Source organism: Erythrobacter sp. S259 (assembly GCF_057364965.1).
Map to the genome: position 1 here is coordinate 3,207,976 of NZ_CP200286.1, position 25,319 is coordinate 3,233,294.

At 60.1% G+C, this 25,319-nt stretch carries 25 protein-coding genes; 23 read left to right on the forward strand and 2 right to left on the reverse strand.

Translation table 11 applies throughout. From position 1 onward, the window contains the following. The first annotated feature begins 1 nt into the window (after position 1). The 16 genes from AC0V60_RS15190 to AC0V60_RS15265 are packed head-to-tail and all read left to right on the forward strand — an operon-like array spanning position 2 to position 17,024. Complete coding sequence (locus AC0V60_RS15190) at positions 2–571, forward strand: type IV conjugative transfer system protein TraE (RefSeq protein ID WP_486179264.1); 570 nt, start codon at positions 2–4, stop codon at positions 569–571. Further along, positions 568–1,383, forward strand: coding sequence for a type-F conjugative transfer system secretin TraK (locus AC0V60_RS15195; RefSeq protein ID WP_486179265.1), 816 nt, complete (start codon positions 568–570; stop codon positions 1,381–1,383). Before AC0V60_RS15190 ends, AC0V60_RS15195 begins: the two co-directional genes overlap by 4 nt. Further along, positions 1,383–2,705 (forward strand): TrbI/VirB10 family protein, encoded by a 1,323-nt coding sequence (locus tag AC0V60_RS15200; protein ID WP_486179266.1) that lies wholly within the window; start codon positions 1,383–1,385, stop codon positions 2,703–2,705. The genes AC0V60_RS15195 and AC0V60_RS15200 overlap by 1 nt, the downstream gene beginning before the upstream one ends. Continuing rightward, complete coding sequence (locus AC0V60_RS15205) at positions 2,702–3,571, forward strand: DsbC family protein (protein WP_486179267.1); 870 nt, start codon at positions 2,702–2,704, stop codon at positions 3,569–3,571. Before AC0V60_RS15200 ends, AC0V60_RS15205 begins: the two co-directional genes overlap by 4 nt. Next, the gene (locus tag AC0V60_RS15210; protein ID WP_486179268.1) at positions 3,568–4,206 is read left to right on the forward strand and encodes a hypothetical protein; all 639 of its coding nucleotides are present in this window, start codon (positions 3,568–3,570) and stop codon (positions 4,204–4,206) included. Before AC0V60_RS15205 ends, AC0V60_RS15210 begins: the two co-directional genes overlap by 4 nt. Beyond that, positions 4,136–6,679, forward strand: a complete 2,544-nt coding sequence (traC, locus tag AC0V60_RS15215) for a type IV secretion system protein TraC (protein ID WP_486179269.1) — start codon at positions 4,136–4,138, stop codon at positions 6,677–6,679. The genes AC0V60_RS15210 and traC overlap by 71 nt, the downstream gene beginning before the upstream one ends. Then, complete coding sequence (locus tag AC0V60_RS15220) at positions 6,676–7,056, forward strand: hypothetical protein (RefSeq protein ID WP_486179270.1); 381 nt, start codon at positions 6,676–6,678, stop codon at positions 7,054–7,056. Before traC ends, AC0V60_RS15220 begins: the two co-directional genes overlap by 4 nt. Continuing rightward, positions 7,049–7,435 carry a type-F conjugative transfer system protein TrbI gene (locus AC0V60_RS15225; RefSeq protein WP_486179271.1) on the forward strand — a complete coding sequence of 129 codons (387 nt, stop codon included), beginning with the start codon at positions 7,049–7,051 and terminating at the stop codon, positions 7,433–7,435. The genes AC0V60_RS15220 and AC0V60_RS15225 overlap by 8 nt, the downstream gene beginning before the upstream one ends. After that, positions 7,432–7,953: a S26 family signal peptidase gene (locus AC0V60_RS15230; protein WP_486179272.1), complete on the forward strand. Its 522-nt coding sequence runs from the start codon at positions 7,432–7,434 to the stop codon at positions 7,951–7,953. Before AC0V60_RS15225 ends, AC0V60_RS15230 begins: the two co-directional genes overlap by 4 nt. Beyond that, positions 7,950–8,585: a type-F conjugative transfer system protein TraW gene (gene traW / locus AC0V60_RS15235; RefSeq protein ID WP_486179273.1), complete on the forward strand. Its 636-nt coding sequence runs from the start codon at positions 7,950–7,952 to the stop codon at positions 8,583–8,585. Before AC0V60_RS15230 ends, traW begins: the two co-directional genes overlap by 4 nt. Then, on the forward strand, positions 8,582–9,595 hold the full coding sequence (traU, locus tag AC0V60_RS15240; RefSeq protein ID WP_486179274.1) for a conjugal transfer pilus assembly protein TraU: 1,014 nt from the start codon (positions 8,582–8,584) through the stop codon (positions 9,593–9,595). The genes traW and traU overlap by 4 nt, the downstream gene beginning before the upstream one ends. After that, positions 9,592–10,341, forward strand: a complete 750-nt coding sequence (gene trbC / locus AC0V60_RS15245; protein WP_486179275.1) for a type-F conjugative transfer system pilin assembly protein TrbC — start codon at positions 9,592–9,594, stop codon at positions 10,339–10,341. Before traU ends, trbC begins: the two co-directional genes overlap by 4 nt. Further along, positions 10,338–12,059, forward strand: coding sequence for a conjugal transfer protein TraN (locus tag AC0V60_RS15250; RefSeq protein WP_486179276.1), 1,722 nt, complete (start codon positions 10,338–10,340; stop codon positions 12,057–12,059). The genes trbC and AC0V60_RS15250 overlap by 4 nt, the downstream gene beginning before the upstream one ends. Beyond that, positions 12,056–12,871, forward strand: a complete 816-nt coding sequence (locus tag AC0V60_RS15255; RefSeq protein WP_486179277.1) for a conjugal transfer protein TraF — start codon at positions 12,056–12,058, stop codon at positions 12,869–12,871. Before AC0V60_RS15250 ends, AC0V60_RS15255 begins: the two co-directional genes overlap by 4 nt. Continuing rightward, positions 12,861–14,309 (forward strand): conjugal transfer protein TraH, encoded by a 1,449-nt coding sequence (locus AC0V60_RS15260; protein WP_486179278.1) that lies wholly within the window; start codon positions 12,861–12,863, stop codon positions 14,307–14,309. The genes AC0V60_RS15255 and AC0V60_RS15260 overlap by 11 nt, the downstream gene beginning before the upstream one ends. 12 nt (positions 14,310–14,321) lie before the next feature. Further along, a complete protein-coding gene (locus tag AC0V60_RS15265) occupies positions 14,322–17,024 on the forward strand; it encodes a conjugal transfer protein TraG N-terminal domain-containing protein (RefSeq protein WP_486179279.1) in 2,703 nt (900 codons plus the stop codon). Here the strand turns inward: AC0V60_RS15265 and AC0V60_RS15270 are convergent. Both AC0V60_RS15270 and AC0V60_RS15275 read right to left on the reverse strand, forming a co-directional pair. Beyond that, positions 17,025–17,791 (reverse strand): IS5 family transposase gene (locus AC0V60_RS15270; protein WP_486179515.1). Its coding sequence is split into 2 segments (ribosomal slippage): positions 17,025–17,470 and positions 17,470–17,791, totalling 768 coding nucleotides; the frame shifts between segments, so codons are not numbered across the junction. A gap of 84 nt (positions 17,792–17,875) precedes the next feature. Next, positions 17,876–18,076, reverse strand: a complete 201-nt coding sequence (locus AC0V60_RS15275; RefSeq protein ID WP_486179280.1) for a hypothetical protein — start codon at positions 18,074–18,076, stop codon at positions 17,876–17,878. A 152-nt stretch (positions 18,077–18,228) separates the two neighbouring features. On the opposite strand from AC0V60_RS15275, the gene AC0V60_RS15280 reads away from it, so the two are divergent. The 7 genes from AC0V60_RS15280 to AC0V60_RS15310 all read left to right on the forward strand — a co-directional run bounded on the left by AC0V60_RS15280 (position 18,229) and on the right by AC0V60_RS15310 (position 25,317). Then, a complete protein-coding gene (locus AC0V60_RS15280) occupies positions 18,229–18,588 on the forward strand; it encodes a helix-turn-helix domain-containing protein (protein WP_486179281.1) in 360 nt (119 codons plus the stop codon). Then, on the forward strand, positions 18,585–19,886 hold the full coding sequence (locus AC0V60_RS15285) for a type II toxin-antitoxin system HipA family toxin (protein WP_486179282.1): 1,302 nt from the start codon (positions 18,585–18,587) through the stop codon (positions 19,884–19,886). The genes AC0V60_RS15280 and AC0V60_RS15285 overlap by 4 nt, the downstream gene beginning before the upstream one ends. Positions 19,887–19,956: 70 nt before the next feature. Beyond that, entirely contained in the window at positions 19,957–20,667 is a 711-nt protein-coding gene (locus AC0V60_RS15290) for a PD-(D/E)XK nuclease family protein (RefSeq protein ID WP_486179283.1), read from the forward strand. 12 nt (positions 20,668–20,679) lie between these two features. Next, the gene (locus AC0V60_RS15295; protein ID WP_486179284.1) at positions 20,680–21,294 is read left to right on the forward strand and encodes a hypothetical protein; all 615 of its coding nucleotides are present in this window, start codon (positions 20,680–20,682) and stop codon (positions 21,292–21,294) included. A 13-nt stretch (positions 21,295–21,307) separates the two neighbouring features. Beyond that, positions 21,308–21,649 carry a hypothetical protein gene (locus AC0V60_RS15300; protein WP_486179285.1) on the forward strand — a complete coding sequence of 114 codons (342 nt, stop codon included), beginning with the start codon at positions 21,308–21,310 and terminating at the stop codon, positions 21,647–21,649. Next, positions 21,567–22,862: a hypothetical protein gene (locus tag AC0V60_RS15305; RefSeq protein ID WP_486179286.1), complete on the forward strand. Its 1,296-nt coding sequence runs from the start codon at positions 21,567–21,569 to the stop codon at positions 22,860–22,862. Before AC0V60_RS15300 ends, AC0V60_RS15305 begins: the two co-directional genes overlap by 83 nt. Next, positions 22,840–25,317: a phospholipase D-like domain-containing protein gene (locus tag AC0V60_RS15310; RefSeq protein WP_486179287.1), complete on the forward strand. Its 2,478-nt coding sequence runs from the start codon at positions 22,840–22,842 to the stop codon at positions 25,315–25,317. The genes AC0V60_RS15305 and AC0V60_RS15310 overlap by 23 nt, the downstream gene beginning before the upstream one ends. Positions 25,318–25,319: the final 2 nt, after the last annotated feature.

Genomic DNA, 25,319 nt, shown 5'->3' on the forward strand with positions numbered 1-25,319 from the left:
CATGCAAGCAGAATTCGCGCACGAACAGGCGCAGGGCTTCCTCCGGCAGCGCAACCGCTTCGCCGTTTTGGCAGGCGTCCTCGGGCTGACCACGCTGGGCAGTCTCGGCGCTGTCCTGGCGAGCGACGAGCAGGTCGTTCTCGTGCCGATTACAGCCGAGCGGATCAGCGTTTCGAGCGGCGGTATCAACGCGCCCTATCTCGAGCTTGTCACCCGCGACACGGCGCTGATGCTCCTTAACCGGGCACCTGAGAGCCTCGACTACTGGATGGCCAACATCCTGAAGCTTGCCGATCCCGCCGCGCACGGCGCCCTGAAGGCCGAGCTCGTCCAAATCGTCGAGGAGCAGCGCGGCTCGGACATCTCCCAAGCCTTCGTGATCGCTCAAATACACGTCGACCCCGGGGGCCTCACATCCACGGTCGAAGGCACGCTCAAGACCTTCGTCGGCGCGCAAGTGATCGCGAGCCAACGCCGCTCCTTCCGTTTCCGTTGGTCGCAGCGCGGTCTCAGCCTCGCGCTGGCCGGCTTCGAACAACTTCCCACTGACAAAGAGGAACCCGGGCAATGAGCCTTCTCCCATCTCCCCTGGCCGCCGCGCTTGCCGGAACCGGCCTTGCCTGTTTCGCGATTGGCGCCGCACGGCGCCCTGATCCCCGGCTCAAGCTGAGCGGTCTTGCCGTGCTTGCTTTCGCACTTGCGCCGGTACCGGCGCATGCCGACCAGTTCGTCGAAGCAGCCGACAACGCGACCATCGATTGTGAGCTCGCCCGCGGTGAACTCACCCGGATCGCGCTCATCGATGACGGCTTTGCCAATGTCTCGAAGATCGCGAGCGGCTTTCCCTATAACGACTTCCAGGTGACGCATGAGCCGGTGCGCGGAGACATCTACATCTCCGTGCCCCCACAGTTCGCCGCGGCCCGCGTCAGCTTCTTTGCGACCAGCAAAGCAGGCTATGTCTATAAATTCGCCTGCCGCCTCGGTGGTCAGGAGGCGACCCAGCTCTTCATCACCAATCCCGCGCTTGCCAAAAGCGAGGCGGCAGAATGGGAGGCCGAAACCGGCCCCGAAGATGCTGCGATCCGCCTGATCGAAGCGATGGCAAACGATGCCGTTCTGCCCGGCTTTTCCGCGCGCGCCGAAATCTCCGCGCTGCGCCGCACGGGCGGGATCGAGGTTCAGCTGGTGGCCGAATACCAGGGCGACGAACTCACCGGCCAGCGCTTCCTCGTTCGAAATCTCGGCAAGGAAAGCCTTGCCCTTGCTGATGAGCGCGAAGCGCCTGCAGGCGCGCTTGCGTTTGCTTATGGCCGCGAAAGCCTCGCCCCCGGTGAAGCCACCAGCGCCTTCCTCGTCTTCACCAAGGGAGGGCTCAAGTGATGGCAGACGCACCAGCAAGGTCGGAAAGCCCCAAGGCCAAGCCTGTGCCAGGCTCGCCGCAAGCCCGCGAAAGCGGGCGACGCAATCTCAATTCGCAGATTGCACAGCGCCAGAAACTGCTGCTTGCAGGGATTGGGGCCATCGCGCTTATCGGCGGCGGCATGTTCATCTTCAGCGATGACGGTGACGACGCTGGCTCAGATGCGAATGGCGCCGCGACGATCGACACCGGCAGCCTCGTCAATCGCAACCTGTCACAGCGCGAGTTCGTCGCGAGCTACGGCAACCGGCTCGTTGCGCAGGGCAAGGCGATCAAGGATCTAAAAGAAGCCCAGCTGCCGCGCGTGCAGGTTGAGGAGGAACTCGAAGCGCTGCGCAGCGAGAACGCGCAGATGCGCTCCGACGGCCAGGCGGCGATCGATGCCATCTCGGCCGAGAACGCCGCGTTACGCTCGCAGCTGAGCCAGCCGTCGAAACCCGCGTCAGAACCTTTACCCGTGCCCCCACCGCCGGCCTATGGGCCCGGGGTCAGCTACGCTGCGGCAATCCAGTCGCCGCAGCCCGGGGCACCGGCACCAGGTGGCGAGCTCAGCCTGATAAGTTTCACAGGTGATGCAGGCAAGGACGGCAAGCCGCGAGCTACCGAGATGGCGCCGGCCCTGCTGCTCGAAGCGAGCCGCGACTACCTGCCGCCCAACAGCTACGCGCCGGCAACGGTCATCGTCGGGGTCGATGCATCGACTGGCGTTGCGAGCCAGAGCGATCCGCTTCCCGTCGTCCTCAGGATCACCGGCCCGGCCCGCTCGGTCATGCGCGGCAACAAGCTGCTCACCACGGACATCACCGGCTGTCTCGTGAATGGTGCCGCGCGCGGCGATCTCTCGGCCGAGAAGGTCTACGTCAAGCTGGTGCGTATGACCTGCGCGCAGCCGGGCGGACGGTTTGCGGTAAGCGAAGTCAAAGGCTTCATCTCCTTTGCCGGCAAGTCGGGAGTACGCGGCCGCGTGGTCAGCCGTGAAGGCAGCCTCGTCAGTCAGGCGCTGCTCGCCGGGATTGTGGGCGGCTTCGGCCGCGGCTTTTCCGCCAATGCCAACGGCATCTTCACCGGACAAGTTGGCAGTGACGGCCAGCGCGAGGCGCTGTCCCCAACCGACATTCTTGCTGGCGGGTTCGGGCAAGGCGCGGGCGACGCTGCCGACACCGTCTCCCGCTACCTCATCGAACGCGCGGAACAATATCAACCAGTCGTCGAGATGCCGACCGGCATCGAGGTCGAGATCGTCTTTCTTGACGGCGTCCATGTCAGGAGCTCCTCCCAATGAATTACAATGATCACCGGCCGGGCCTGAAGGCCCGCGCCGCCCACCTCGCTCTTGCCTGCTCGGGTGCGGCCGCCGTGCTTACCCTAGGGGTCTCGGCCGTCACCGCCATGCCCGCATCGGCTGCGGCGCTGGCGAGCGATGTCGCGCAGGCGCTCAAACTGCGGCTGCCCAAAACGCCGATCGATGCGATCGACTGCGACAGGCTCGGCCCCTGGTGCGAAGTCGTCTCGAACGACACGCTGTTCTATATCGACGAAACAGCGCGCTACCTGTTCGTGGGCCGCCTCTACGACATGGAAGAGCGACGCGACGTAACCGCTGCGCGGCTGCTCGAACTCAATCCAGACCTGCTTGCCGCCAGTGCTCCGCGGGCCGGAGGCGAAGCGCGGTCGGGCCGTGAAGGGCGAGCAAAAGCGGCGGCCGCCAATGTTGATCTTTCCACCCTTCCAGCAGCTGGCGCGATCCACTGGGGCAACCCAAAGGGCGAAAAGCTGGTGGTCTTCTCGGACTTTCAATGCGGCTATTGCCAGCGCCTCGCGAGCGAGCTCGCAAAGGCCAAGGTCCATGTCGAAGAGCGACCGATTTCGATCTTCGGCGCAGCGAGCCGCAAGCTCTCCGAAGCCGTGATCTGCGCAAAGGATCCGGTAAAGGCGCTGCATGCGGCCTATGCCGGACAGGCTCCCGCGAGCCGCAAGGCCTGTAGCAAAGCCAAGGCGCTCGATGCCAACGAGGCCTTTGCCAGCGCCAACGGCTTTAACGGTACACCGGTGATCGTGCGCGCCCGCGACGGGGCCGTGATCCATGGCTACCGCGATGCCGCAACAATCCGCCGTTTCGCGGCCGGCGCGAAGGGAAGCGGACAATGAACCGGCTTTCGATCCTTCGCGCCGCCGCGCTGGCAGCGCCGCTGGTCCTCGCCAGCGCATGCACCAGCTTTGCAAGCAATGTGAACGGCAGTTTCGCCTGCCGTGCGCCTGATGGAACCTGCGCGCCCACCTCGGCGATCGATGCCGGGGCGACCGGCATCGACCTGGTCGACGCCAAAGAATTGCACCGCCCTGTGCCCAGAACAGGCGAGGCAGTGCGGCGTCTGCAAGTCGTCATCGCTGCCTACCGCGATGAAGCGGGCCGCGACCATGAAGCGCGGGTTGTGCACCTGACGCTCCCCGAAGGTGTCGGAACGGGCTGGCGCGCACCGCAAGGGCGGAGGGACATTCTGCGCTCATTGGGCGCGACCATTGCCGCAACCCGCGAAGGTAACCCTGCACCTCAAGACAAGCACAACGAAGAATTGCCGGAACAGCTGTTTATCCCCCTGCAGCCCGTTCCGGCGATGCCCGGCGCTAACGCGCCGGAACCCGGGGACCTGGCTCGTTTTTCCCTCCCCGCGAGCCGGTCCCCCACCCTGACGCAGATGAAGGAGAGAGCCAGTGACGCTATCCTTTGCCGCTGCACGCGATGCGCTATCCCGCAAGCTATTTGCCGACACATCGCGACCTGAAAGAGAACGGGCGGAATTCGGGCTCGATATGCTTTCCGACTGGCTCCCTTACCGGGTCTATGACGAAGCTGCGAAGCTCTACCGCAACGCGCGCTCAAAAGGCTTTGTCCTCGAAGTCACTCCGCTGATCGGGGCTGACGAACAGACCGGCGAGATCCTGGGGCAGTTCTTCTCTGAAGGCCTGCCACAGGGTGCCTGCCTCCAGCTACTGAACTTCGCATCTCCGCGGATCGGCAATGTCGTCGCTCCCTGGTTTGCTCCGCGCTACGAGCAAGGCGGCATCTATGAAGCGATCGCGAGAGCGCGGACCAATCGCCTCTATGATCTCGTCTGGAATTCGGGTTCAGCGCATGCGCCTTTCCATGCTCGCAATGTCCGGGTGGTTGTTTCGCTCGGCGTGCCAGTACCCGGCAGCGTCACCGATGCCGAGCTCTCCGAATGCCGCGAAGGGCTGATGGGCATGCTCCATTCGCTCGGGCTTCAGGCGCGGGAACTGCGCCCCAACGGCCTCTTGTCGCTGATCGATGAGCTGACTTCACCCACGACGGCGCACGAGCCGGACACGCATAGATGGAACCCGCACGATACGCTCGATACCCAAGCGATCCGGCGCGATGTCGAACTCGAGGTCGAGGATGATCGCATGATCCTGAGGACCGAGCGGTTCCGCGAGACCGGGCGCGATGCTCACGGCCATCCCGAAGTGGGCGAATGCTATCCCGACCATTTCGATGTGCGCCACTATGCCGTTCGTTCGACTCCCGAACGCTGGGCACCCCGGGAATGCGCCAGGCTTATCGGCGACATGTTCGCCGACAAGCTGCGCTTTCCCTGTCCGACGGCGACCATGCTGTGCCTCGTCTATCCCGACCAGGAAGCCGCCTCAGCACGGGCCGGTTTCAAGTTCATGCGAACAACCAGCCTCAGCCAGACCAAGAGCGCGAGCTTCCTGCCCAAGCTTGCCGAGCAGTCGGCCGAATGGCGCCATGTTCAGGCCGAGCTCCAGGCGGGCAAGAAGCTCGTCAAACTCTTCTACGGGCTCACCAGCATCTCGCCGCTTGGTGAAGGCGATGCGCATGAGCGGGTCATCAAGGCCATCTACAAGGCAGCCGGATGGGACCTTGCCGATGAGCGCTTCCTCCAGCTTCAAGGCCTTGTCGCAGCCTTTCCACTAAGCCTTGCCGACGGGCTTGCCCAAGATATGGCGCGCCTCAAACGCCTCAAGACCATGCTCTCGACCACGGCGGCGCATATCGCGCCCATGCAGGGCGAGTATCTGGGTGGTGCCATCCCGCATTTGCTGCTCGTCGGCCGGCGCGGCCAGCCCTTCTGGTGGTCGCCCTTCGAGAACGATGCGGGCAACCACAATATCGCGATCTGCGGCAAGTCGGGTTCGGGCAAGTCCGTGCTCTTGCAGGAGCTTTGCGCGGCTTTGCGCGGTGCAGGCGCGAAAGTCGTCGTGATCGATGACGGGCGCAGTTTCGAGCATTCAGTCAAGCTCCGGGGCGGGCGCTTCGTCGAGTTCACGCTCGCCTCGGGCTTTTCGCTCAATCCCTTCTCCATGGTCGATGATGCACGCGCGCATGAAGACGAGGATTACCGGCTCGACTGTTTCGCGATGATCAAGGCCATGATCGGCCAGATGGCGCGCCCTAGCTCTGCGCCGAGCGATACCGAGCGCGGCCTGATCGACCAGGCCGTCACCGCGACATGGGACGCGCTGGGCAGCGGCGCATCGGTCGACGATGTCGCGCACGCGCTGCAGGGCTCGGAGAGTGAAGCGGGCCGCGATCTTGCCACCGCGATCGCGCCCTTCTGCCGCGGCGGCAGCTATGGCGGGTTTTTCTCAGGCAAGGCGAGCTTCGCGCTCGACGATGATTTCACCGTCTTCGAGATGAGCGACCTTGCAAGCCGCGAGGAACTCAGAAGCGTGGTTCTCTCGGCGATCATGTTCATGACCGGACAGGCGATGACGCGCTCATCGCGTGCCACCAAGAAGCTGCTGCTGATCGACGAGGCCTGGGCAATGCTTAAAGGCGGCTCGATGGGCGAGTTCGTTGAAAGCTATGCCCGGACGGCGCGCAAATATGGCGGCGCGCTCGCCACCGCCACGCAGTCTCTCAACGACTATTACAAGTCCGATGGCGCGCGCGCCGCGCTCGAGAACAGCGACTGGATGCTGGTGCTCCAGCAGAAGGCCGAGACGATTGCGGATTTCAGGGCGAATGCGCGGCTCGACATGGACGATCGCACCGAGACCCTGATCCGCTCATTGAAGCGATCGGGTACCGAATACAGCGAGATTTTCATTAAAGGGCCTGAGACCGAAGCGGTCGGTCGCCTCGTGCTCGATCCCTTTTCGGCGACGATCTATTCCTCCGATCCGGACACCTATGCCGCGATCCAGGATTACGAGCGGCGCGGGCACTCTCTCTCCGATGCGATCCGCATGGTCGCAGGAGGTGGGCAATGATGGTCTCTCATCTGACCGACCGGGTCGAACCGCCAAATGCCAGAGCGCTCCTGCCCATCATGCAGGGGACATGCTTCGTTCTGATCGAAACGACGCGCTTTGCGGCAACGTCGCTTTGCATCGCGCTTGGCCTGCCGCTCGCTCTGTTCCTGTTTGTCGCAGGCTGGGACTTGCACGCGCTTTTCGCGCAGCTGGGCAATCTTTCGGACCGTTACCTTGAGGCCGACGCCCTGCGCCGCAGCTTGTTCAGCTCGGACCTGCAGATTGGCTTCCTTGTCACGGCCGGAACGGTGACGCTCTTTCGCATGCCCCGTTTTCTGCAGCGGCTGATCGACGACCTCGAGACCCACACTGAGAAGGAGCCACGCCGTGACTGATGCGAGCCAATCGCCAACTTTCAAGCGCGCCCTGCTGGTGCGGATTGTAGCGGTGCTAGCGATCGCCGGTGCACTTCTTTGGGCAGACTGGGTCAGCCGCGAGCTGAGCGAGCCACGCCAGGAAATCGTCACCGTCCGGCTCGCCGAGACCATTGCCGCTTTCGTCGATGCCGAGGCGCGCGGGGCACAGGATCCCGAAGCCAGCCAGGCGCGTGTTCTCGCCTTCCTGAAAGCCTCCGAACGCGCGGTGAAAGAGATGGGCAATGATGGCCGCGTGGTTCTGGTCGGCGAAGCGGTGCTCGCCGGCGGCGTGCCTGACGCCACCGATGAACTCCGCATGCGGATTGCCCGCCAGCTCGGAGAAGGAGGCGAGCAATGACAAGCCTCACCAAACGGATCTTCCAGACACTCAAACGTCCGCTCGTGCTGACCGCGCTGGTCCTGCTTCCCCTCGGATGGAGCGCTGTTGATGCTTTCAGCAAAGATCACGCCTTTCTGATCAATGCGAGCCCGAGCCTGCCCAACTGGGCCTTCTGGCTCGATAAGCATGCACCAATCGAGCGCGGCAGCCTGATCTTTTTCGAGCCACCGCCAAGCGAGCTCGTCGAAGCGCACTTCGGAGGAGGCGCGCAGCTCTTCGGCAAGCGGGTCCTGGGCGTGCCGGGCGATGTCGTCAGCCATCACGGCAAAGTGGTATTCGTCAACGGCCAAAAGGTTGCCACTCGCCTCGACAAAACCCGCCTGAGCATCGCCCTTCACAAAGGCCCCGAAGGTCCAATTCCCGAAGACTGCTTCTACACCGGGACTAACCATCCGCGCGGGCTGGACAGCCGCTACGCCGAGATCGGTCTTGTCTGCCGCGGCCAGATCATCGGCAGCGGGAGGGCAATCCTGTGAGAAAGCTCCTGGCCCCCTCGATCCTGCTCGCAGTTATGCTGTGCCCAGCGCAGGCACTGGCCCGCGACTATGGCCAGCGCGGCACGGTTTTTCCCGTGATCGAGCGCGATCTGCTTGAACAGATCCATTCGCGCCTCACCCAGATGGAACAATCGGGAGAGACCGCACGGCTCAACAACGAACTGAAACGTCGCACAATTGCGCGAGTAAACCGGCCTGATCCGGTCACCGGACTTGTCCGGGCCAGCGAAGCCCGGCGCTGGAGTTTCGATCCGACGATCACGCTCGCTGCCGATATCACCGGCGCGAAAGGCGAACTGATCCATGCCGCAGGAACGCGGGTCAATCCGCTCGACAGCGTGCAGCTGCGCAGCCCCCTTCTGTTTCTCGACGGCGACGATCCCGATCAGCTTGCCTGGGCGCTGAAGCAGGATGCCAATGCCAAGCTCATCCTTGTAAAAGGCGCTCCGCTAGAGCTGATGAAGGCTCGCCAGCGAAGATTTTATTTCGATCAGGGCGGCAAGCTGACAGCAAAGTTCGGCATCCGATCTGTGCCAGCGCGCGTGCGGCAGGACGGACGACTCCTCGAAGTGAGCGAGATCGCGCTCCCGTCCCGGAAGGCCAAGCCATGAGCCGCATCCGCGCTTTCCTGATCCTAGTCGCAGCGACGCTTTCGCTTACCTTCGCCTCGCCGGCATCGGCCGATGCGGGCCCCGGCAAGTGCACCGGGCAGTTCGTCAATCCGATCACCGACATCTGCTGGTCGTGCCTGTTCCCGATCTCGATTGGCGGGCTCGATATCTGGCCCAGCAATCGTCCCGATCCCGACAACCCCGACCTGCCCGTGTGCCTGTGCGGGCTTCGGCCCGGTATCGCGATGGGGTTCTGGGAGCCGGTCCGGCTTGCCGATGTCAGCATGAAGCCGTGGTGTTTCGTGAATCTCGGCGGCACCAAACTCGATCCCGGCTTTGATATCGGCTTCCGTTCGATCTCGGGTCCGTCCGCGATTGGTGGGGCAAGCCAATATTACTCAAGCTGGCACGTCCATTGGTATGCCTACCCGCTGATCTACTGGATGGAGATCGTCGCCGATTTCCTGTGCCTTGAGCCGGGCTCGATCGATATTCTCTATATCTCCGAGATCGATCCGCTGTGGCAGGACAGCGAACTCACCGCGATCATCAATCCCGAGGCGGTGCTCTTCGCCAATCCGTTGGCGCTTGCGGCCTGCGCTGCGGATTGCGCCGCCTCGACCGCCAAACTGCCGATCGACGAGATGTTCTGGTGCGCGGGCTGCCAGGGATCGATGTATCCCATGAACGGCAATGTTTCGGCCTCGATCGGACATGTCCAGGCGTCGCGGCTCGTGCTTTCGCGCTTTGCTTACAAGCTCCACCGCGAACTCGTATCCTGGGGAACGATGGGCTCCAAAGGCCTGTGCGGCAAATACCTGATGCCGGTGATGAGGAAGCAGCAATACCGCTTCCAAGCGACCAATCCCAATCCGGCGACAAGCGGGCGCTATGCCTGCCCGCCAATCGGCACCTCCACCACCCTTCAGGAACCCGGACAGATGATCCCCGCCATCGGCGAAGACATGGGATACCTCGTCTGGCGCAAAAGGAATTGCTGCGCACTATGAACAAGCATCTCATCATTTTGCCCGTTGGCCTCACACTTTCGCTGGGCGGCCTGGCGTTGGCCCAGAGCGTTCCCGACGGCATCGACCTCGACAGGATCCGCGAGCGTGCAGCGCAGCATACCGAAGAAGCGCAAGCGCTCGCAACCAATGTGCGCGAACGTGCCGAAGCCCTGACCGAGGATGCGCAGGCCGTACAAGTTCAGGCGCAGACCAACCGCGCATCCTATGCCGACAGTATAGGTGTCACCGAGACGGACGCCGTACTCGACCTGGACGCGATGATCGCAAATCAGGCCGCAGCCGAGAAGGCAGTGCTTGGCTCAGCTCCGCGCTTCATTGCCTTTGCCAGCCTGTCAATGCCGCCGGCGGCGTTGAAGGCGCTTGTCCATGACATGACGCGGGCCGGCGGCATCACCGTCCTGCGCGGATTTCCGAAAGGGAACAGCGAAGCCTTCAAGAAGCGTTTGGCTGCGATCTGGAGCGATAGCAACGAGGCCGGGTCGCTCGGCATCGATCCGAGACTGTTTCGGGCCTTCCAGATCGAGGCCGCGCCGAGCTTCGTCATGCTGAGCACCGATTTTGCGCCGTGCGACGGGTTCGACTGCACCAGCAACGTGCCGCCGCACGACCGGATCGCGGGCAATATCAGCGTGGCAGAGGTACTCGAGACTTTCGCTTCCGGCCGTGGCCCGGGCGCAGAGCTTGCCCGCCTTCATCAGAACCGCCTGCAAGGAGATCAGCGATGAGACGCCACGCATTCGCAACCGCAGCGGCATTGCTCGCCTGCCTGCTGGCCTTGCCAACAGCAGCACAGCAGCAGGACGCGAGAGCCGATGGCAAAACCTTCGGCGAGAGCCTGCGCGATGATGCGCAGCAAGCCGCGCGGGCCCAGCCAGACGCGGACGGTCTTCCCAATTACGACCGACAAGCGGTGCGAGACCTCGAACGGCTTGCCGAGAATCCTGACCAGATTGAGGCTGCAGCCGGGGCCGCATCGCCCAATCATCAAGGCCATCGCCTGGTGCGCGACAGTCTCGCCAATCGCGCGCGCTTTGAAAGCGACGACATTGAGGCGGTTATCGCCCGCAGTTTGGCAATCAATGAAGCACCTCTCGATTACACCAGTGGTATGTCGATTTCGGGCAGCCAGGGCGAATGCGTGCCGCTGCCACCTGGTTCCGGGTCAGCTGGCACTTACACCGCGACCTGCAACACAGGCACACGGATCGAGCAATCCCAGGGGCAATGCTCTGTCCCGCTCGTCGCCAGCGTAACCCAGCGCCAGCAATGGCATTATCTCTGCAATGAGACGGGCTTTGCTCCGAACGTGCCGCTCTGTAGCGACTTCGACCAAGGACAGTGCCGGATCACAGGCTATCGGCCGGGACCCTGCCTGCAATGGCGTGATGTCGGATCTCGCCGCTTTTGCACCGAGCCCGGTGATCCGATCGCTGAAATTGCCTGTGATGCTCCAGACCCGCGCTATTCCACCTATGCGATCACTACTCAAAACACGGTCGAGACCGCTCGCGATGAAACTCAATGCTTGCCGCTCGCTGAAGACGGCGATTGCACGCTCGAGGCCGAAATCTGCAGTGATCACGATCCCCAAACCCGTATCATCGACGGGGTGGCAGTCACACAAAGCTGCTGGCAATGGGAACGCCAATACAGCTGCACATCACGCGAAGCGGCAAGCGATTGCTCGGACATTGAGCAGCTGGGTACATGCCGCTTTGTTCGCGAAGATTGCATCACCGACGAGACGCCATGTGAAACCTGGGAGCGCATCTATGAATGCCCGGTTCCAGCGACAGAAAACTCGCAGCAATTTGTCTGTGACGGCGATGTCTATTGCATCGACGGGTCCTGCGAGACAATCGAGCGCAACGCAAATGACGAATTCAAGGATGCGGTCACCGCGCTCCATGCGATGGATGAAGCGCGCGGCCAATTCAAACCGGATACTCTGACGCTGTTCCGGGGAACCCGAAACACCTGCTCGTCCAAGGTCTTTGGCGTTCTCAACTGTTGCAAGGGCAAAGGCTTTCCACTGATCCCCGGCATCAGCTTGCTGGTCGCGCTTGGCTGCGACCGCCAAGAAGTTTTGCTCCACGAACGCGATGCTCAAGGCCTGTGCGCCTATGTCGGGACCTATTGCTCGAAGAAATTCCTCGGCGTCTGCCTGACCAAGAGAAAGGCCTATTGCTGCTTTGAGAGCAAGCTCTCGCGCATCCTCCAAGAGCAGGGCCGCCGCCAGCTGCCCAAGCCCTGGGACAAACCCAAGGAAGAGCAATGCGAGGGCTTCACCCTCGACGAGTTCGCGCAGCTGGATCTCAGCCAAATGGATTTCAGCGAAGTCTATGCTGAGTTTACCGAGGCGGCGCGGCTTCCCGACGAGCTCGAGACCAGCGTCCTCATCCAACAAAAGATCGAAGACTATTACGCAAGGAGTGGCCAATGACGCGCCGCCAATTGATAGCCGTCCTGACCGTGTGGCTCGCTGCTCTGTCTTCTTGGCCGGTAGCCGCGCAGCAAACCCAGACAGCAGGGGCGGCCACGACCGCTGACAGCCTCTACTGCGAGCAGCGCCGGCTCGGTTACTGGTTCTATTGCGTCAAGCCGGTCCCGGCAGCCGAACCCGAAAAGGAGCAGCCCGCGAAGGAAGTGCCGGCAACACAGCAGCTCGACGCGATCACCGAAGAATTGCGCGAGTTGAAAGCCCGCGCGATCCTCTATCCGACACCGGAGAACGTCACCGCCTACATCCGTTTTCAGCGGGCGCAACTCGACCGGGCGTCGCTGTTCTCCGATGTCTGGCAGCGCGCCATCTGGCAGGATCCCGAACTCGACTACACGCTTGAGCGCCCGGTCGGCGCGCTTGCCAAGAAGCAATGGCAGGATGCGCGCGCTGCCGACCGCGACGCGGTGATGGCGCGGCTCTCCGAGCGCTACGGCCTGTTCTATTTCTTTGCAAAGACCTGCGGCGCTTGCGAGGTCATGAGCCCAATCGTCAGATCGGTCGCGGATCGCTGGCGCATAACGGTGCGGGCGATCTCAACCGACGGCGGACCCTCGCGGCACTTCCCTGACTACAAGGTCGAAAGCGGCCAGCGTCCGCGCATGGGTCTCGAGCCCGGGATCACGCCGGCTCTGGTGCTGTGGGACAGCGTCGCGAAGCGCCCGATCCCGATTGGTTATGGCGTGCTCTCGGCCGACGAACTCCAGGACCGCATCTACCTCCTCACCGCAAAGGAAGCCGGACATGATTACTAGCATTCGCAATGCGGCGCTCACCCTAAGCGCAGCCAGCATGGCCGCATCACCGCTCGCAGCCCCAGCCTCAGCCAATGTTGGCGACAGCATGGACCGATTCATGGACGACATGGGGGCGGCGGCGAATGTCACCGGCCCGACCGCTTTTGAAGGCCAGTCCGCAGGCTATTACAGCCTTGGCAATGTCTGGACGCGCTTCCCCCAAAAGACGACCAACATCGCCAATCTCCAACTCCCGAGAGCACGGGCAGGCTGCGGCGGGATCGACATCTTTGCCGGCTCCTTTTCCTTTATCAATGCAAGCGAGATGGTCGCGCTCATGAAGGCGGTCGCAAACAATGCGGTCGGTTTCGCCTTCAGCCTGGCAATCGATACCGTCTGCCCCGAGTGCAACAAAATTATGCAGGAGTTCAGCCAGAAAGCGCAGCTGATGAACAATCTCTCGATCAACTCCTGCGAGATGGCGCAGGGGCTGGTCGGCGGCATCTGGCCCAAGGGCGATTTGGCCGACAAGGCGATCTGCGAGGCGATCGGTAATTCGGAAGGTATCTTCACGGATTACGCCGCGGCCAAGCATGGCTGCGGCACAAGGGGCCAACGCGCTTCAACGAACGACAGCGCCGGCACTGACTATGCTGACGTCAATCCCGGCGTCGCGCGCAACTACACCTGGCACGTCCTCAAAAAGAGCGCCTTCTTTAACCCCGGCGGGACCTTCGACCGTGACCTCGCCGAATATGCGATGACGCTCATCGGCACGGTGATCTATGTTCCACCAAGCGATGACGAGTCGGGCAAGTTTGTGCCGTTCGCAGGCGATGCCTCATCAACCCTGGTAACCGCGCTGCTTGACGGGACACAGGGTCAGTCAGTGCGGGTGTTCCGATGCGATGAGCCCGACCAGTGCCTCGATCCGACCTTCCAGCAGATGAGCCTGACGAGCGCGAAAGCCATCCGGCCTCGTGTGGCGCGGCTCATTGGTAGCATGGTCGAGGCGATCCGCAGCGATACCGCGATTGGGAACGAAGAGAAGGAGCTCCTGCAGGTAGCCTCGGTCCCGCTCTACAAGATCCTGACAGTTCAGGCCGCTTACGGACGCGGCATGCCCACTGATGATCGCGACACGCTTGCAGAGATAGCCAGCATCGATCTTCTCTATGCCATACTCGAAAGGATAACGGCCGAGGCTGGCCGGTCGATGGCAAGCTTCATCGCGGCCGATGAAGCCAAGCTCGCCATCTGGCGCGCTCAGGTCGCCGAAGTACGTTCAAGCCTCTCACAGCGACAGACAACCGGCCAAGCGCGGGTCTCCGCGATCATGCAGATCATCGAGAAGACAGCGATGATCGAGAACAAGCTTGCCGCGTCGATGTCGCCGTCGATGGCCGCTGCGCTCGACTGGTCACGCGGGATGCAGTCCCGTTCGATCATTCCATAGGTAGCAGGCGGAATGGTCGAGATCTTCACGATTGGCGGCGGCGAATACATCGTCAATGTCCTCAACGCTGTCGCCGCATGGACCGGCGCTGGCGGCTACAAGAGCCTGATCCAGGTCGCGCTCGTAATGGGCATGGCACTGGCCGTCATCGTGGTGGCGTTTAACCAGGACTGGCGCGCATGGCTCAATTGGTTCCTCGGCGCGACGCTCATCTATATGTGCCTGATGGTTCCGCGGATGGACGTGCAGGTGACCGACCGCGTCAATCCCAGCCTGGCACCGGCAACTGTCGCCAATGTTCCGCTCGGGCTCGCCCTGATGGCGAGTTTCACCAGTCAGGCGGGCGATTATCTGACCCGCTCGGCCGAGCTCGTCTTTGGCCTGCCCGACGATCTCAACTATTCCAAGAACGGCATGATTTACGGCGCGCGCCTCTTTGAGGCGACAAAATCGCTGCGCATCGCCGATCCTGAGTTCGCCACCAATTTCGACGAACACGTGCAGCAATGCGTGTTCTATGACCTATTGCTCGGCCGCTACTCGATGAAGGAGCTCTCCGAGAGCGACGACATCTGGGCGAGCATTGCCCCGGGGAGCGCGGCACGAGCGCAGCAATTCCTCACCCGACAAGTCGACGACAGCGTCACCGCTTCGATTATCACCTGCCGCGAAGCCTACACCGCACTTTCGGGTCAATGGGCGAACATGATCGACGAGATGACGCTGCTGGCAGGACGCCAGCTCTATCCGCGCCAGAGCGAAGCGTTTGCCAAGGCCAAATTGATGGCGGACCTTCCAGTCGCTTACCAATATCTCACCGGCATCTCTCGCAGCGCGAGCGACATCTTTCGCCAGGTGTTGACCATAAACGCGATGAACCAGGCAATGCATGGCTTTGCCGGATCGAGCGGGACGAGCAGTGTGGATGTGTTTGCGCAGACCAGAGCCGATATCCAGACAGAGCGCACCTATTCCTCGATTGCGCATAACGCCATGAAATGGGTCCCTATCCTCAATGTCGTACTGACCGTGGTGTTCTACGCCCTTTTTCCGGTGCTCTTCCCGCTGTTCCTGATGCCCAAGACAGGTCCGATTGCGCTCAGAGGTTACGTCACGGGCTTCTTCTATCTCGCCGCGTGGGGGCCGCTCTTCGTGATCCTGCATATGATCCTGATGTTCAAGGGTGCTGGCGATGTCGCAGCTGCCAGTGGAAATTCAGGTCTCAGTCTTGCGACCTTTGCCGGAATGAGCGACGTCAACAGCGATATCGGCATTCTCGCTGGTTATCTTGTGGCCTCAATCCCGTTTCTTGCCGGCGGCGTGGCGCGCGGCGCGCTGGCGATCTCAGGGCAAGCAACGAGCTATCTAAACCCAAGCCAGAACGCAGCAGAGGAAGCGGCACGCGACGCGAGCACCGGCAATGTCTCTCTGGGCAACTCGAATATCGACAATTCAAACGTGTTCTCGCGGCAGTTCGCTCAAGGGAACCTCGCACCCAATGTCGCCTATGGTGCGACCCAAACGCGCAGCATCAGCGACACAGGGACGCAGACGACCAGCTTTCCCGATGGCGAGTTCGCAGCAGTCCCGAATTCGAGCTATCCGTTTACTCCCACGCTCGGGCAGGATTTCTCGAGCCGATTGTCGACCATGGCCAGCGAGAGCCGCAGCCAAAGCCAAACCTTCTCCAATCTAGCACAGCAATCGACAAGCTCAGCGGTCACGCGCTTCAGCGAGCTTCGCGATGCCTACACTCGGTCGCGGTCTAATGAGACGGTCAGCGGAACGTCAACCAATGACAGCATCGGCCGAACCTTCAGCGAGCTCGACAATGCGTCCAACACACTGCAGCAGCAGTTCGGTCTGTCGCGCCGGGCATCAGATGACATCACGGTCTCATGGTTCCTGAATGGAAACGCAGGGGCCGAGGGAAGAGTAGAACGAAAAGGCACACGTGGCTCACTCGGTTTAAGTGGCGGTCGCAATCAGAGCTGGACCGACAGTGATATCGGCATCGCTTCTGAAGATCGTTCGCGTATCGAAAGTGCGCTCAGCCAGATTTCTGAGAGTCAGAATTGGTCAAGTTCGAGAGAAGGTTTCTTGCGTGAGACCAGTTCGAGCTCAGAAGCGCTTGTCTCGAGTAGTGCAGCGGGCGTCACAACTTCACTCACTGAAGCCCAAAGTTATACGCTCGAAGCGCGCCGCGCGGAAGAGATTGCCAATCGGCTTGAGAGCCAGGCCAGCTGGTATGAAAGTTCCAATGCCGCGGGAACCTTAAATCTGAGCCAGGCCTACCGCGAATGGGGCATGGCGGAGATCGAGGCCAATCGCGATTATTACGGCCAGGCGCGTTTTGATGATATCGATTTCCAGATGAGCGCGCAGGGACAGCAGCTGCAAGCGCGGTTTGTTGAAAGCTACGCTGACGGGCTCAATGAGGAGATCGCGAGCGAACTTGTCTTGCCTGATGCAGCGCCAGTGGCCCGGCCCAACGTGGGAAGCGCAAGCAGTGTGCGCGGTTCGGTTCGGCTTGGCGGCGTTCCAAGCTCGCTCGGAGATCCGTCAGATGGCAGAGATGAAATCGCGCGCGAGGTCAGTCAGAGGCAAAACGAGGGCTCTCGAAGCATCGAACAACGAAGAGGATCACTTGATCGAACCACGCGAGACGCGCGAGGAGCATCGGCCGAAGCAGCCGATGATGTGAAGGAATGGTAGCTAGGCCCTGTTGACAAACTGATTGGTCCAGAGGCGCGCAGCGGCGATGTGTATGAAGCCGAGATAGCTTGCTGATGTTTTGTCGTATCGGGTTGCGAGGCGGCGAGAGCATTTGAGCTTGGCGAAGCATCTCTCGATGCGGTTTCTGAGGGCGTAAGTGACGGTGTCGTGCGGGATGGGTTCTTTGCGATTGGTCTTGGCCGGGATCACGGCTGTTCCGCCGCGCTCGTTGATCGTGTTGCGGATGTGGTCGCTGTCATAGCCCCGGTCGGCCAAGAACACGCGCGCGGTTGGCAGATCATCATCGACCAAAACGTCGAAGCCCTTGAAGTCGGAGACTTCACCGCCGGTCACTTCCGCCCGGACAGGGAGGCCGTGAGCGTTGGTAATGAGGTGGATTTTGGACGTGAAGCCACCTTTTGAACGGCCAAAACCCTGTCTTTGAGTCCCCCTTTTGCGCCCGCTGCCAAATGGTGCGCGCGGATCACGGTGCTGTCGATCATCTGGACGCTGTCTGGCGCTGCGCCGCTATCGTTGAGGGCATCGAGCACCAGCTCCCACAGCCCAGCCAAGGTCCATCGACGGAACTGGCGATAGACGCTCGACCACTTGCCGAACTCTTCAGGCAAATCGCGCCAGGCAGCACCCGTGCGGGCAATCCAGAATATCCCATCGAGAACAAGCCGATGGTTCGAGGCAGGCCGACCGCCTTGCCCACGCACCGCCATCAAAAAGGGTTCAAAGAACGCCCACTCGGCATCCTCCATCAGCAACCGCGCCAAGATAACCTCCGCAAAAGCTATCTTGAATCACATCTCGCCGCGCTTGTGAATCCAGTTTGTCAACAGGGCCTAGATCAGTCCGTCGTAGATCACGACGTATATTGCGAATGCGATGAATAATACTGCAAAGAGATATATACCTCTGCGTTCCCAGGGATCTGCCCAAATCTTCTTCCAGGTGTAAGATGTCAGGCGATCTTCAGCGATAGCGCGGTCGATCTCCCGGAAGCCATCCCAGTCCTTATCCTTCTGATTTTTCTCATCGGGCATACCGGCACTCCTTAATTCAGCTATAACGTATCGATATTAGCGCATTAAATGCTTTTATCACGATTACGCATCGATATTGACACATTATAAGCCACTATGTAAAGATGCAAAATCGCTACACAAAGCTCCATTTCTGAGGTAACGTCTCGATAATGACGCATTACAATTCATCAGACTTGCGTCCGCTCTCGGTGCTGCTGTCCGATTTGGGGCAGCAGCTCGAAGCCTATCGTATATCACGCAATCTCAAACAGGCCGAGGTTGCAGAGTTAGCGGGCATCTCGCGTTCAACACTTTCCCGCTTGGAATCAGGCAATGGCGGGACCATCGATAGCCTTGCCAGGATCATGCGCGCGCTCGATATCGAAGATCGCCTTCTGGATATCGTGCCCGATGCAAAACTAAGCCCACTCGACCCGCGATCGGACACGGGCAGAGCGCGGCAGCGAGTGCGGAAGTCTTCGGCAAGCGAGCCAAATGAAGACTGGAGTTGGGATGACGAAGCCCCATGAGCCGCGCCGTTGTAAACCTGTGGGGCCGGCAGATCGGCGCAATTCTGTGGGATGAGGACCGCGATGTCGGGGTTTTTGAATACACTCCGGAGTTCGCCCGCAGCGGTATCGAGGTCGCCCCGCTCACTATGCCGCTGCGAAGCGGAGTTTATGACTTTCCTGCACTGAACTATGAGACCTTCAAGGGTCTGCCGGGAATGCTCGCTGACAGTCTACCCGATAAGTTCGGCAACGCCCTCATCAACCGATGGCTCGCTGAACAGGGCCGAACAACTGACAGCTTCGATCCGGTTGAACGGCTCTGCTATACCGGTCGCAGAGGCATGGGCGCGCTTGAGTTCGAGCCTTCGACGGGAGAACGACGCGAACAAGGCGGCCCCGTTGACATTGCGCCGCTTGTCGACCTGGCCAACCGAGTGCTCGCCGCGAGAGAAGAGCTATCTGGCGTCCTCAACGGCGATGATGATCATCATGCTCTCCAGGAAATCCTGCGTGTCGGTACCTCCGCCGGTGGCGCGCGCGCAAAAGCGGTTCTCGCCTGGAACGAAGAGACGGGAGAATTCCACTCTGGCCAGCTGACGGCAGGCCCAGGCTATACCCAATGGCTCGTCAAATTCGATGGCGTATCGGGCAATGCCGACAAGGAACTCGCCGACCCCATGGGCTTCGGGCGACTTGAATATGCATGTTATTTGCTAGCGAGGGAGGCCGGTATCGACATGGCTCGCTCACGCCTGCACGAAGAAGGCGGGCGGGCACATTTCATGACTCAGCGCTTCGACCGCACGCCTGATGGCAAGAAGCTGCACATGCAATCGCTCTGTGCGATGCGTCATTTCGATTTCAATCAGGCCCGGGCCTACAGCTATGAGCAGGCGATCGAGACCATCCGCATGCTCGGTCTCGGACGCGAAGTGATCAAGGAGCAGGTGCGACGAGCGTTCTTCAACATTTTCATCCGCAACCAGGACGATCACACCAAGAACATCGCCTTCCTTATGGACCGGGCTGGCCGTTGGAGTCTCTCGCCTGCCTACGATGTGGTTTATGCCTATAATCCTGACGGCGACTGGACCAACGAACACCAGATGTCACTAGCTGGGAAGACCGATGACTTCGAACTCGAGGACCTACTAACTTTCGGAAAGTTCGCTGACCTAAAAACAGGCGAGATCAAGGCCATGATCGAGGAAATCAAAGTGGCCATAGGCAACTGGGAGAAGCACTGCAATGCAGCGGGAGTGCCTAATGAAATTGTGCAGCGGGCGATCCGCGGTTTTCGTTCAAGCATTCGATAGCAGGACCGAATTTCATGAAAATCATTGAGACGAAATCGACTTCGGCCAACTTTGCAGGCAGAAGAATGCGATGACACAGCATCGTCAGATCAGGCTTCCGGAAGTCGCAAGACTGCAAGAAGCCTTTCTGGCTTTGCGCCCTTTGGTGCGCGGCGGGCTGCCTCGTGCTCCGAAGCAGACTTACCACCTCAAAAACCTTGGGAGTGCATTTGAGGAACTCCGAACCGGGCTTTCTCAAGCGAGAGACGAGGGTGGATTTGTCAATCCATGGTCGATTGCAGGACTCAAGCGCGACGAAGTCAGAAACGCTGCTGCTCTCGCTGGAATATGGCTTACTGAGTTTGGCGGAGCCGCTTCAAGGCGCTTCTTGGCAAATGTTCTGAATGCTGCATTGCCGAGCGAAGAATGGAGCGAGGAGCTCGCTGAGGACTACCGCATAGAAACCGAATTCAGCCCGATCGGAGATATCTCTGATCGGGTGGACCTAGTCATCGAGTCCCAAAATCATCTTGTAGGTATCGAGGTAAAGATCGACGCAATGCTCGGGCACCAGCAGCTTGAGAGATACTCAGCAGCGATTGCTCGCCGGGCGTCAATGACAGGCAAACAGCCTCATGTTTTCCTCCTTGCTCCGTTCGCACAACCGAACTCAGCTACACCTTCCATAACCTGGAGGGAAATCACGCGAGCCGCCAGAGCATCAGTCCCAAGTAGGTCGAAACAGTGCTCATTTGCGGAGCGGCTCATCGTCAGTTTTGGCGATCACGTTCACGTTTTCTAAGGTTTGGAAGTCATGACCGAAACTTCTGTTGGTAGATTGATAGTTGAGCACATCAACGAATTGGAAGCAGCCCTGCGCATCGCGAGAGGAACGATGAGTCAGGCACTCGGAAACGCTGTCGCCGATCTAGTGGATTATCGAAGGCGGGCTGTGGATTGGGAAGGCGAAGTCAATCGAGATCTAAACGAAGGAATCTGGCTTGCGCCGAGTGAATGGCGAACTGCAAATGACGAGTATGACAATTACGACCTTTACGTCGAATTCGAGGAAACAGATTGTCTCGATGGGGAGGAAGCGGAGACTTGGATTGGTGCCTTCTGCGGCTTTGCAGGAGCAGGAATTCGTCTCCGCCTAAAAACCAACGCACTTGGTCAGCGCGACTGGAAAACACTGCTTCGTACAGAAACCGAGGTCATTGATAAGCTAGTTGAAGGCGGTTTTTTGTGCGACCCAAAGAAGGGCGAACTTGCAGCTCTCATTTCAATTGAGAAAGACAAGCTGTCAGAAGCATTCGCTGACGAGGAATTCGATGAGGCTCTTCAACCCGTTTGCTGGGCAATCGATAGAATAATCACACACCGGGCGACTCTGGACCAGCTTGTCAACGCAATCAGGGCTAAGTCCTGAGTGGGAGCAACATGTGGGGGCTGAAGCAAAGAAAACCGACGGTGATCCGCTGTGGACCAAGACGGGCAGTTGGACGATGGGCCTCGACCCCCTTGGGCTTCAAGCTACCAGCATCAGGATCTATCAGTCTCTGGTCCCGAACATCACCAACATTACCAACAGACTGAGATACTACGCATATTTCCCGTGGCTGGTCAGCTTGTATACGAAGCTCCACCACTCCGATGATCCAGCAAAATTTGCCAACCTCATGCGTCGCGGCGAGGCCCTCTATGCTCTCGCCACCCTCGTGGACGATCAGCAAGGCAGCGACGGCACTGGGTGGTTCGAATTGGGCAAGCCAGCATCGTTCTGAGGCAGCAATCAAAGGCATAGATTTCCGCCCCTACACCGACGAGACGACGTCGCCTCAAACCTACCTGCAAGCATCGCGCGGCAACTATGGCGTTGCCTATGCTCCAACCCTGGTCGAGATGGAGTGGCTGACCCGCTCATCGGTGCCCGTGACAAACGGGCGCGGTGAAACAGTGGCTTCCGCATTTGCCCACTCAATTGGACAGGTAGCCGACGACATCGAAGCCGTCCTGCTTGCCGGCACAGCAACCGCCAAGCAGCTTCAGGATATCGGAGCCGCAATCCACCCGGCCAAAATTCCGTCAGGGTCTCAAGAGCAGTCCGTCCTTCGGGAGTTCCTGATCGGCACGCACGATACGACGAAGGACGCCGTGTCGCGGCGATCGACGATCTGGCTTGTTCTCGACCTCATTCGCAAGGGTAACGCCCCCGGCGACATCGACGCACTTCGAGAAGTATTTTATGCCCGACGATTGCCCAATGGCGAGGTGTACAATCAGTCTGCCGAAACGCTTGATCGCTGGCGTGCATACCAGGCCAACGAGTTGGGGCAGGTTGCAATGGCTGGTGCGTTGAACGCGCTGACCGGCTTGCAACGAGAAGATCATCCTTCTGGAATCGGGCCAAAGGACCTGATCAGGAAGGTGATCGCAAGTTCACTTCCGGCAAGCAACCAAAGCTGGTCGCAATGGGCCGGTTCATTGGCGGCAGACTCTGAAGCTGATGAACTGAGGTTGATCGAGCCCATACTCCAAGACCTGGGTAATGGCGTGCGGCCGGCAGAAGAAACCATGTTGAGCGCATTCAAGCTGCTCGCTGTGCTTTGGGCACGATGGGCGAAAGGTGACGAAGCTGTCCGGCCAATCATCGCGCGAATGGCGGGCCCCGACGGTCGCTCGCTCGATGGTATTCTGCGGACCCTGGATCTGGCTCAGAGCCTAACAGCCGGTGACGCCTTGGCCGCCGTAATGCTGAAGCACGTTGTTATCGACCATCAGATCATTGCTGGCCGTAAGCTCTCGACGGCAGGAACCTTCACGTATCACTTTCTTGTCGAAGACGGCCTGCTCAGTGAGGGCTTGCTGGGCGAGTACGGCTACACGACGCCGCGGTTGTTCAATTTGACCCGTGTTCTGAGAGATGCAGGGTATCTCAGCGACGATGGCGTGACGAGCGATGGGGAGGCGTTCCTTGAACAGCATCAGCCTCTTTAAAGATCTCGCGCGCACCGGCTTCCACACCTCGATCGTTACAACCTACTCGGTGGACGCGGCATTCTACGATGGCTCGCTGCATCATCGGCTGCGCGTCTACGGAAGCGACAACAACATATTGATGGCCGATGCCAATATGCTCCAGCGGGCCATATCCGAGACGCCAGAATCGTTTGGCCGTGCCGGCACGGCCTATGCCTTGTTGCCAATTTCAGTGCCTGGCGCATTCCATCCCAAAATCAGCGTTCGACTGGGCAGTGATGCTGGCTGCGTCATTGTTGGATCTGCCAACGCGACCGCAGCGGGCTGGGGCAGGAATCGCGAGATCGTCGGCCAATTCGAGTGGTGGCGCAAGCGCGACGATGGTGAGGAGAACGCCAATCGTCAGTTGATCCGCAAGGCTTTCGATTATCTCTCAAAGTGGCTTCAGCAAGCGGGTCTCGAAACGGTCAAGCGCAAACTCGACCTCATCGAACGCGATGCCGCGTGGTTGTTCGAGACTGAAGCAAATGAAGGGCCGGTCGAACTTAATGATGGCACACTGATCGATCTGCTGTGCGAGGACGCCAGTGGCGGACCTGGTATCCTTAGCCGAGTAGTCGAACTGGTCGGGGAAGCAGCTGTGACCCAGCTCGTCGTGCTCTCGCCCTATTGGGACGCAAAACTCGATGGCCTGCTTGGCCTTATCGAAGCTTTGAAGCCTGAGAAGGCAATCATTGCTCTCAGTGCCCACAGCCCCGAGTTCCCCGTCGATCAACTCCATCGCATTCCACAAGTCAGTTTTACCGGGGTTTTCGATGGCAATGATGGCGCGCGGTTCATCCATGCCAAGGTCTTTGTGATCCAGACGGAGGATTGGGACCATATTGTCTACGGGAGTGCCAACTGTTCCGACGACGCATTGGGCCTTACTGACCTTGCAGCGCGCAACGCTGAGTGTTCAGTCTATCGCCGTCTTCCGTCGGGTTCCGCACTTAAGCTGTTGGGCCTCGATCTGTCATCGACGATAGACCCTTCCGACTTGATGGAGCCGACAAAGGAACTTGTTGAAGCGAAAGCCGGCGCACCGCTACCTCTTGGCACGATCGAAGCGGCGGGAAGCAGCTTGCGCTGGGTGCCATCGAAACGAATTACCGATCCGGAGGGCGCGGTACTTGTGATCCCCGAAGGCGAGTTTGCATTCTCGGGCGTCCGCAGTGGCAACTATTCACTCGATTTGCCGGCAAAACCTCGGTTTCCGCTGATCGCACGGATCCGGCTGAACAACGGAACGCTCACCAGCGCCGTTATCGTGAACGATACGGTCAGTTTGACCCACGCTGCACCCGGTTTGGGAGACAAGCGGTTGCGCTCGGCGTTTGCGAAAGTGGAACTCGAGGGTGGCGACTTTCTCGAACTTGCCAGCCTCGCCGCGATCATCTTCTCCGAAACACCCGAGAGCCGCCGAAAGGCGGCAAAAGCGGTCAGATCCATTGGCCGCGCCCATGGCAAGGGAACAGAGGACGGCGACGACCACGTCGTCTTCGACTACGAGAGTCCTGAAGCCTTCCGAGAGGCAATGTCGGCCAGCGCACCGTCCAAGGGCGATAGCAGTCGGCTCAATTTCGACGACCCCGATGCAGTCAATCTCCTAAGGATCATTCTTCGTGGCATCGGCCAGGCGGATGAGGAGGAGGATGACCTCTATCGCGACGAGGTGCCCGACGGCGGCGATGGAGCCGATGGAAGCGACGGAGATAATAATTCGGAGCAGTTCGGCGATCGAGGAGCTGGCGATAACGGGGACCCGCCGCCTCGAGAACCGCGTACGTACCGACGTGATGAGGCCGAAAGGCAAAGCCTCGACATCCTGAAAGCGGTCGATTGCTTCGAAGCCTACATTGCGCGGTTGGCTGCCGAGGAAACTCCTCCGCCTCGCAAGCTCACTGCGGAAGTCTGCTTCATTCTGCGACTGATGGTCGAGGCGTGCCGTCGCCCACTCCAAGTCAAAGAAGGCGAACAGCGAGACCAGCTGTTCGCACTGGACCTAGAGCCTAAGCAACACGATCGCGAGCGCGCGTTTGTGGTCCGTGTTGGACGAATTCTCCAACGCCTGTGGCAGGGCAGCAAATCGGAAGCCGCTTTGCTGTCACGGATTTTGATCGGCCAGCATCAGACAGAACTGCCCTTCGACTGTTTTGCCTTGGTGGCGATCACGCGATGGGCGCTAGCGCGTTCAGTGATGGCAGTTGCTGACCACAAGCAGGCGGCTTTGGCAGGGTTCGTGACGAAAAGTGCAATCGCGATCTGGAAAGCAACCCAATCTTGGCCGCGGCTCGATCAAGAGGCCGAACTCGAATTTGTCGGCAAACTGGATGCTGCTCTAGGCATTGATCGCGAAGAGACAGAGCTTCTCCTAAAACACTATGCCCAGCTCAACCAGCAACTCACGAACGCCAGCGCATCTTGGGCGTGAAC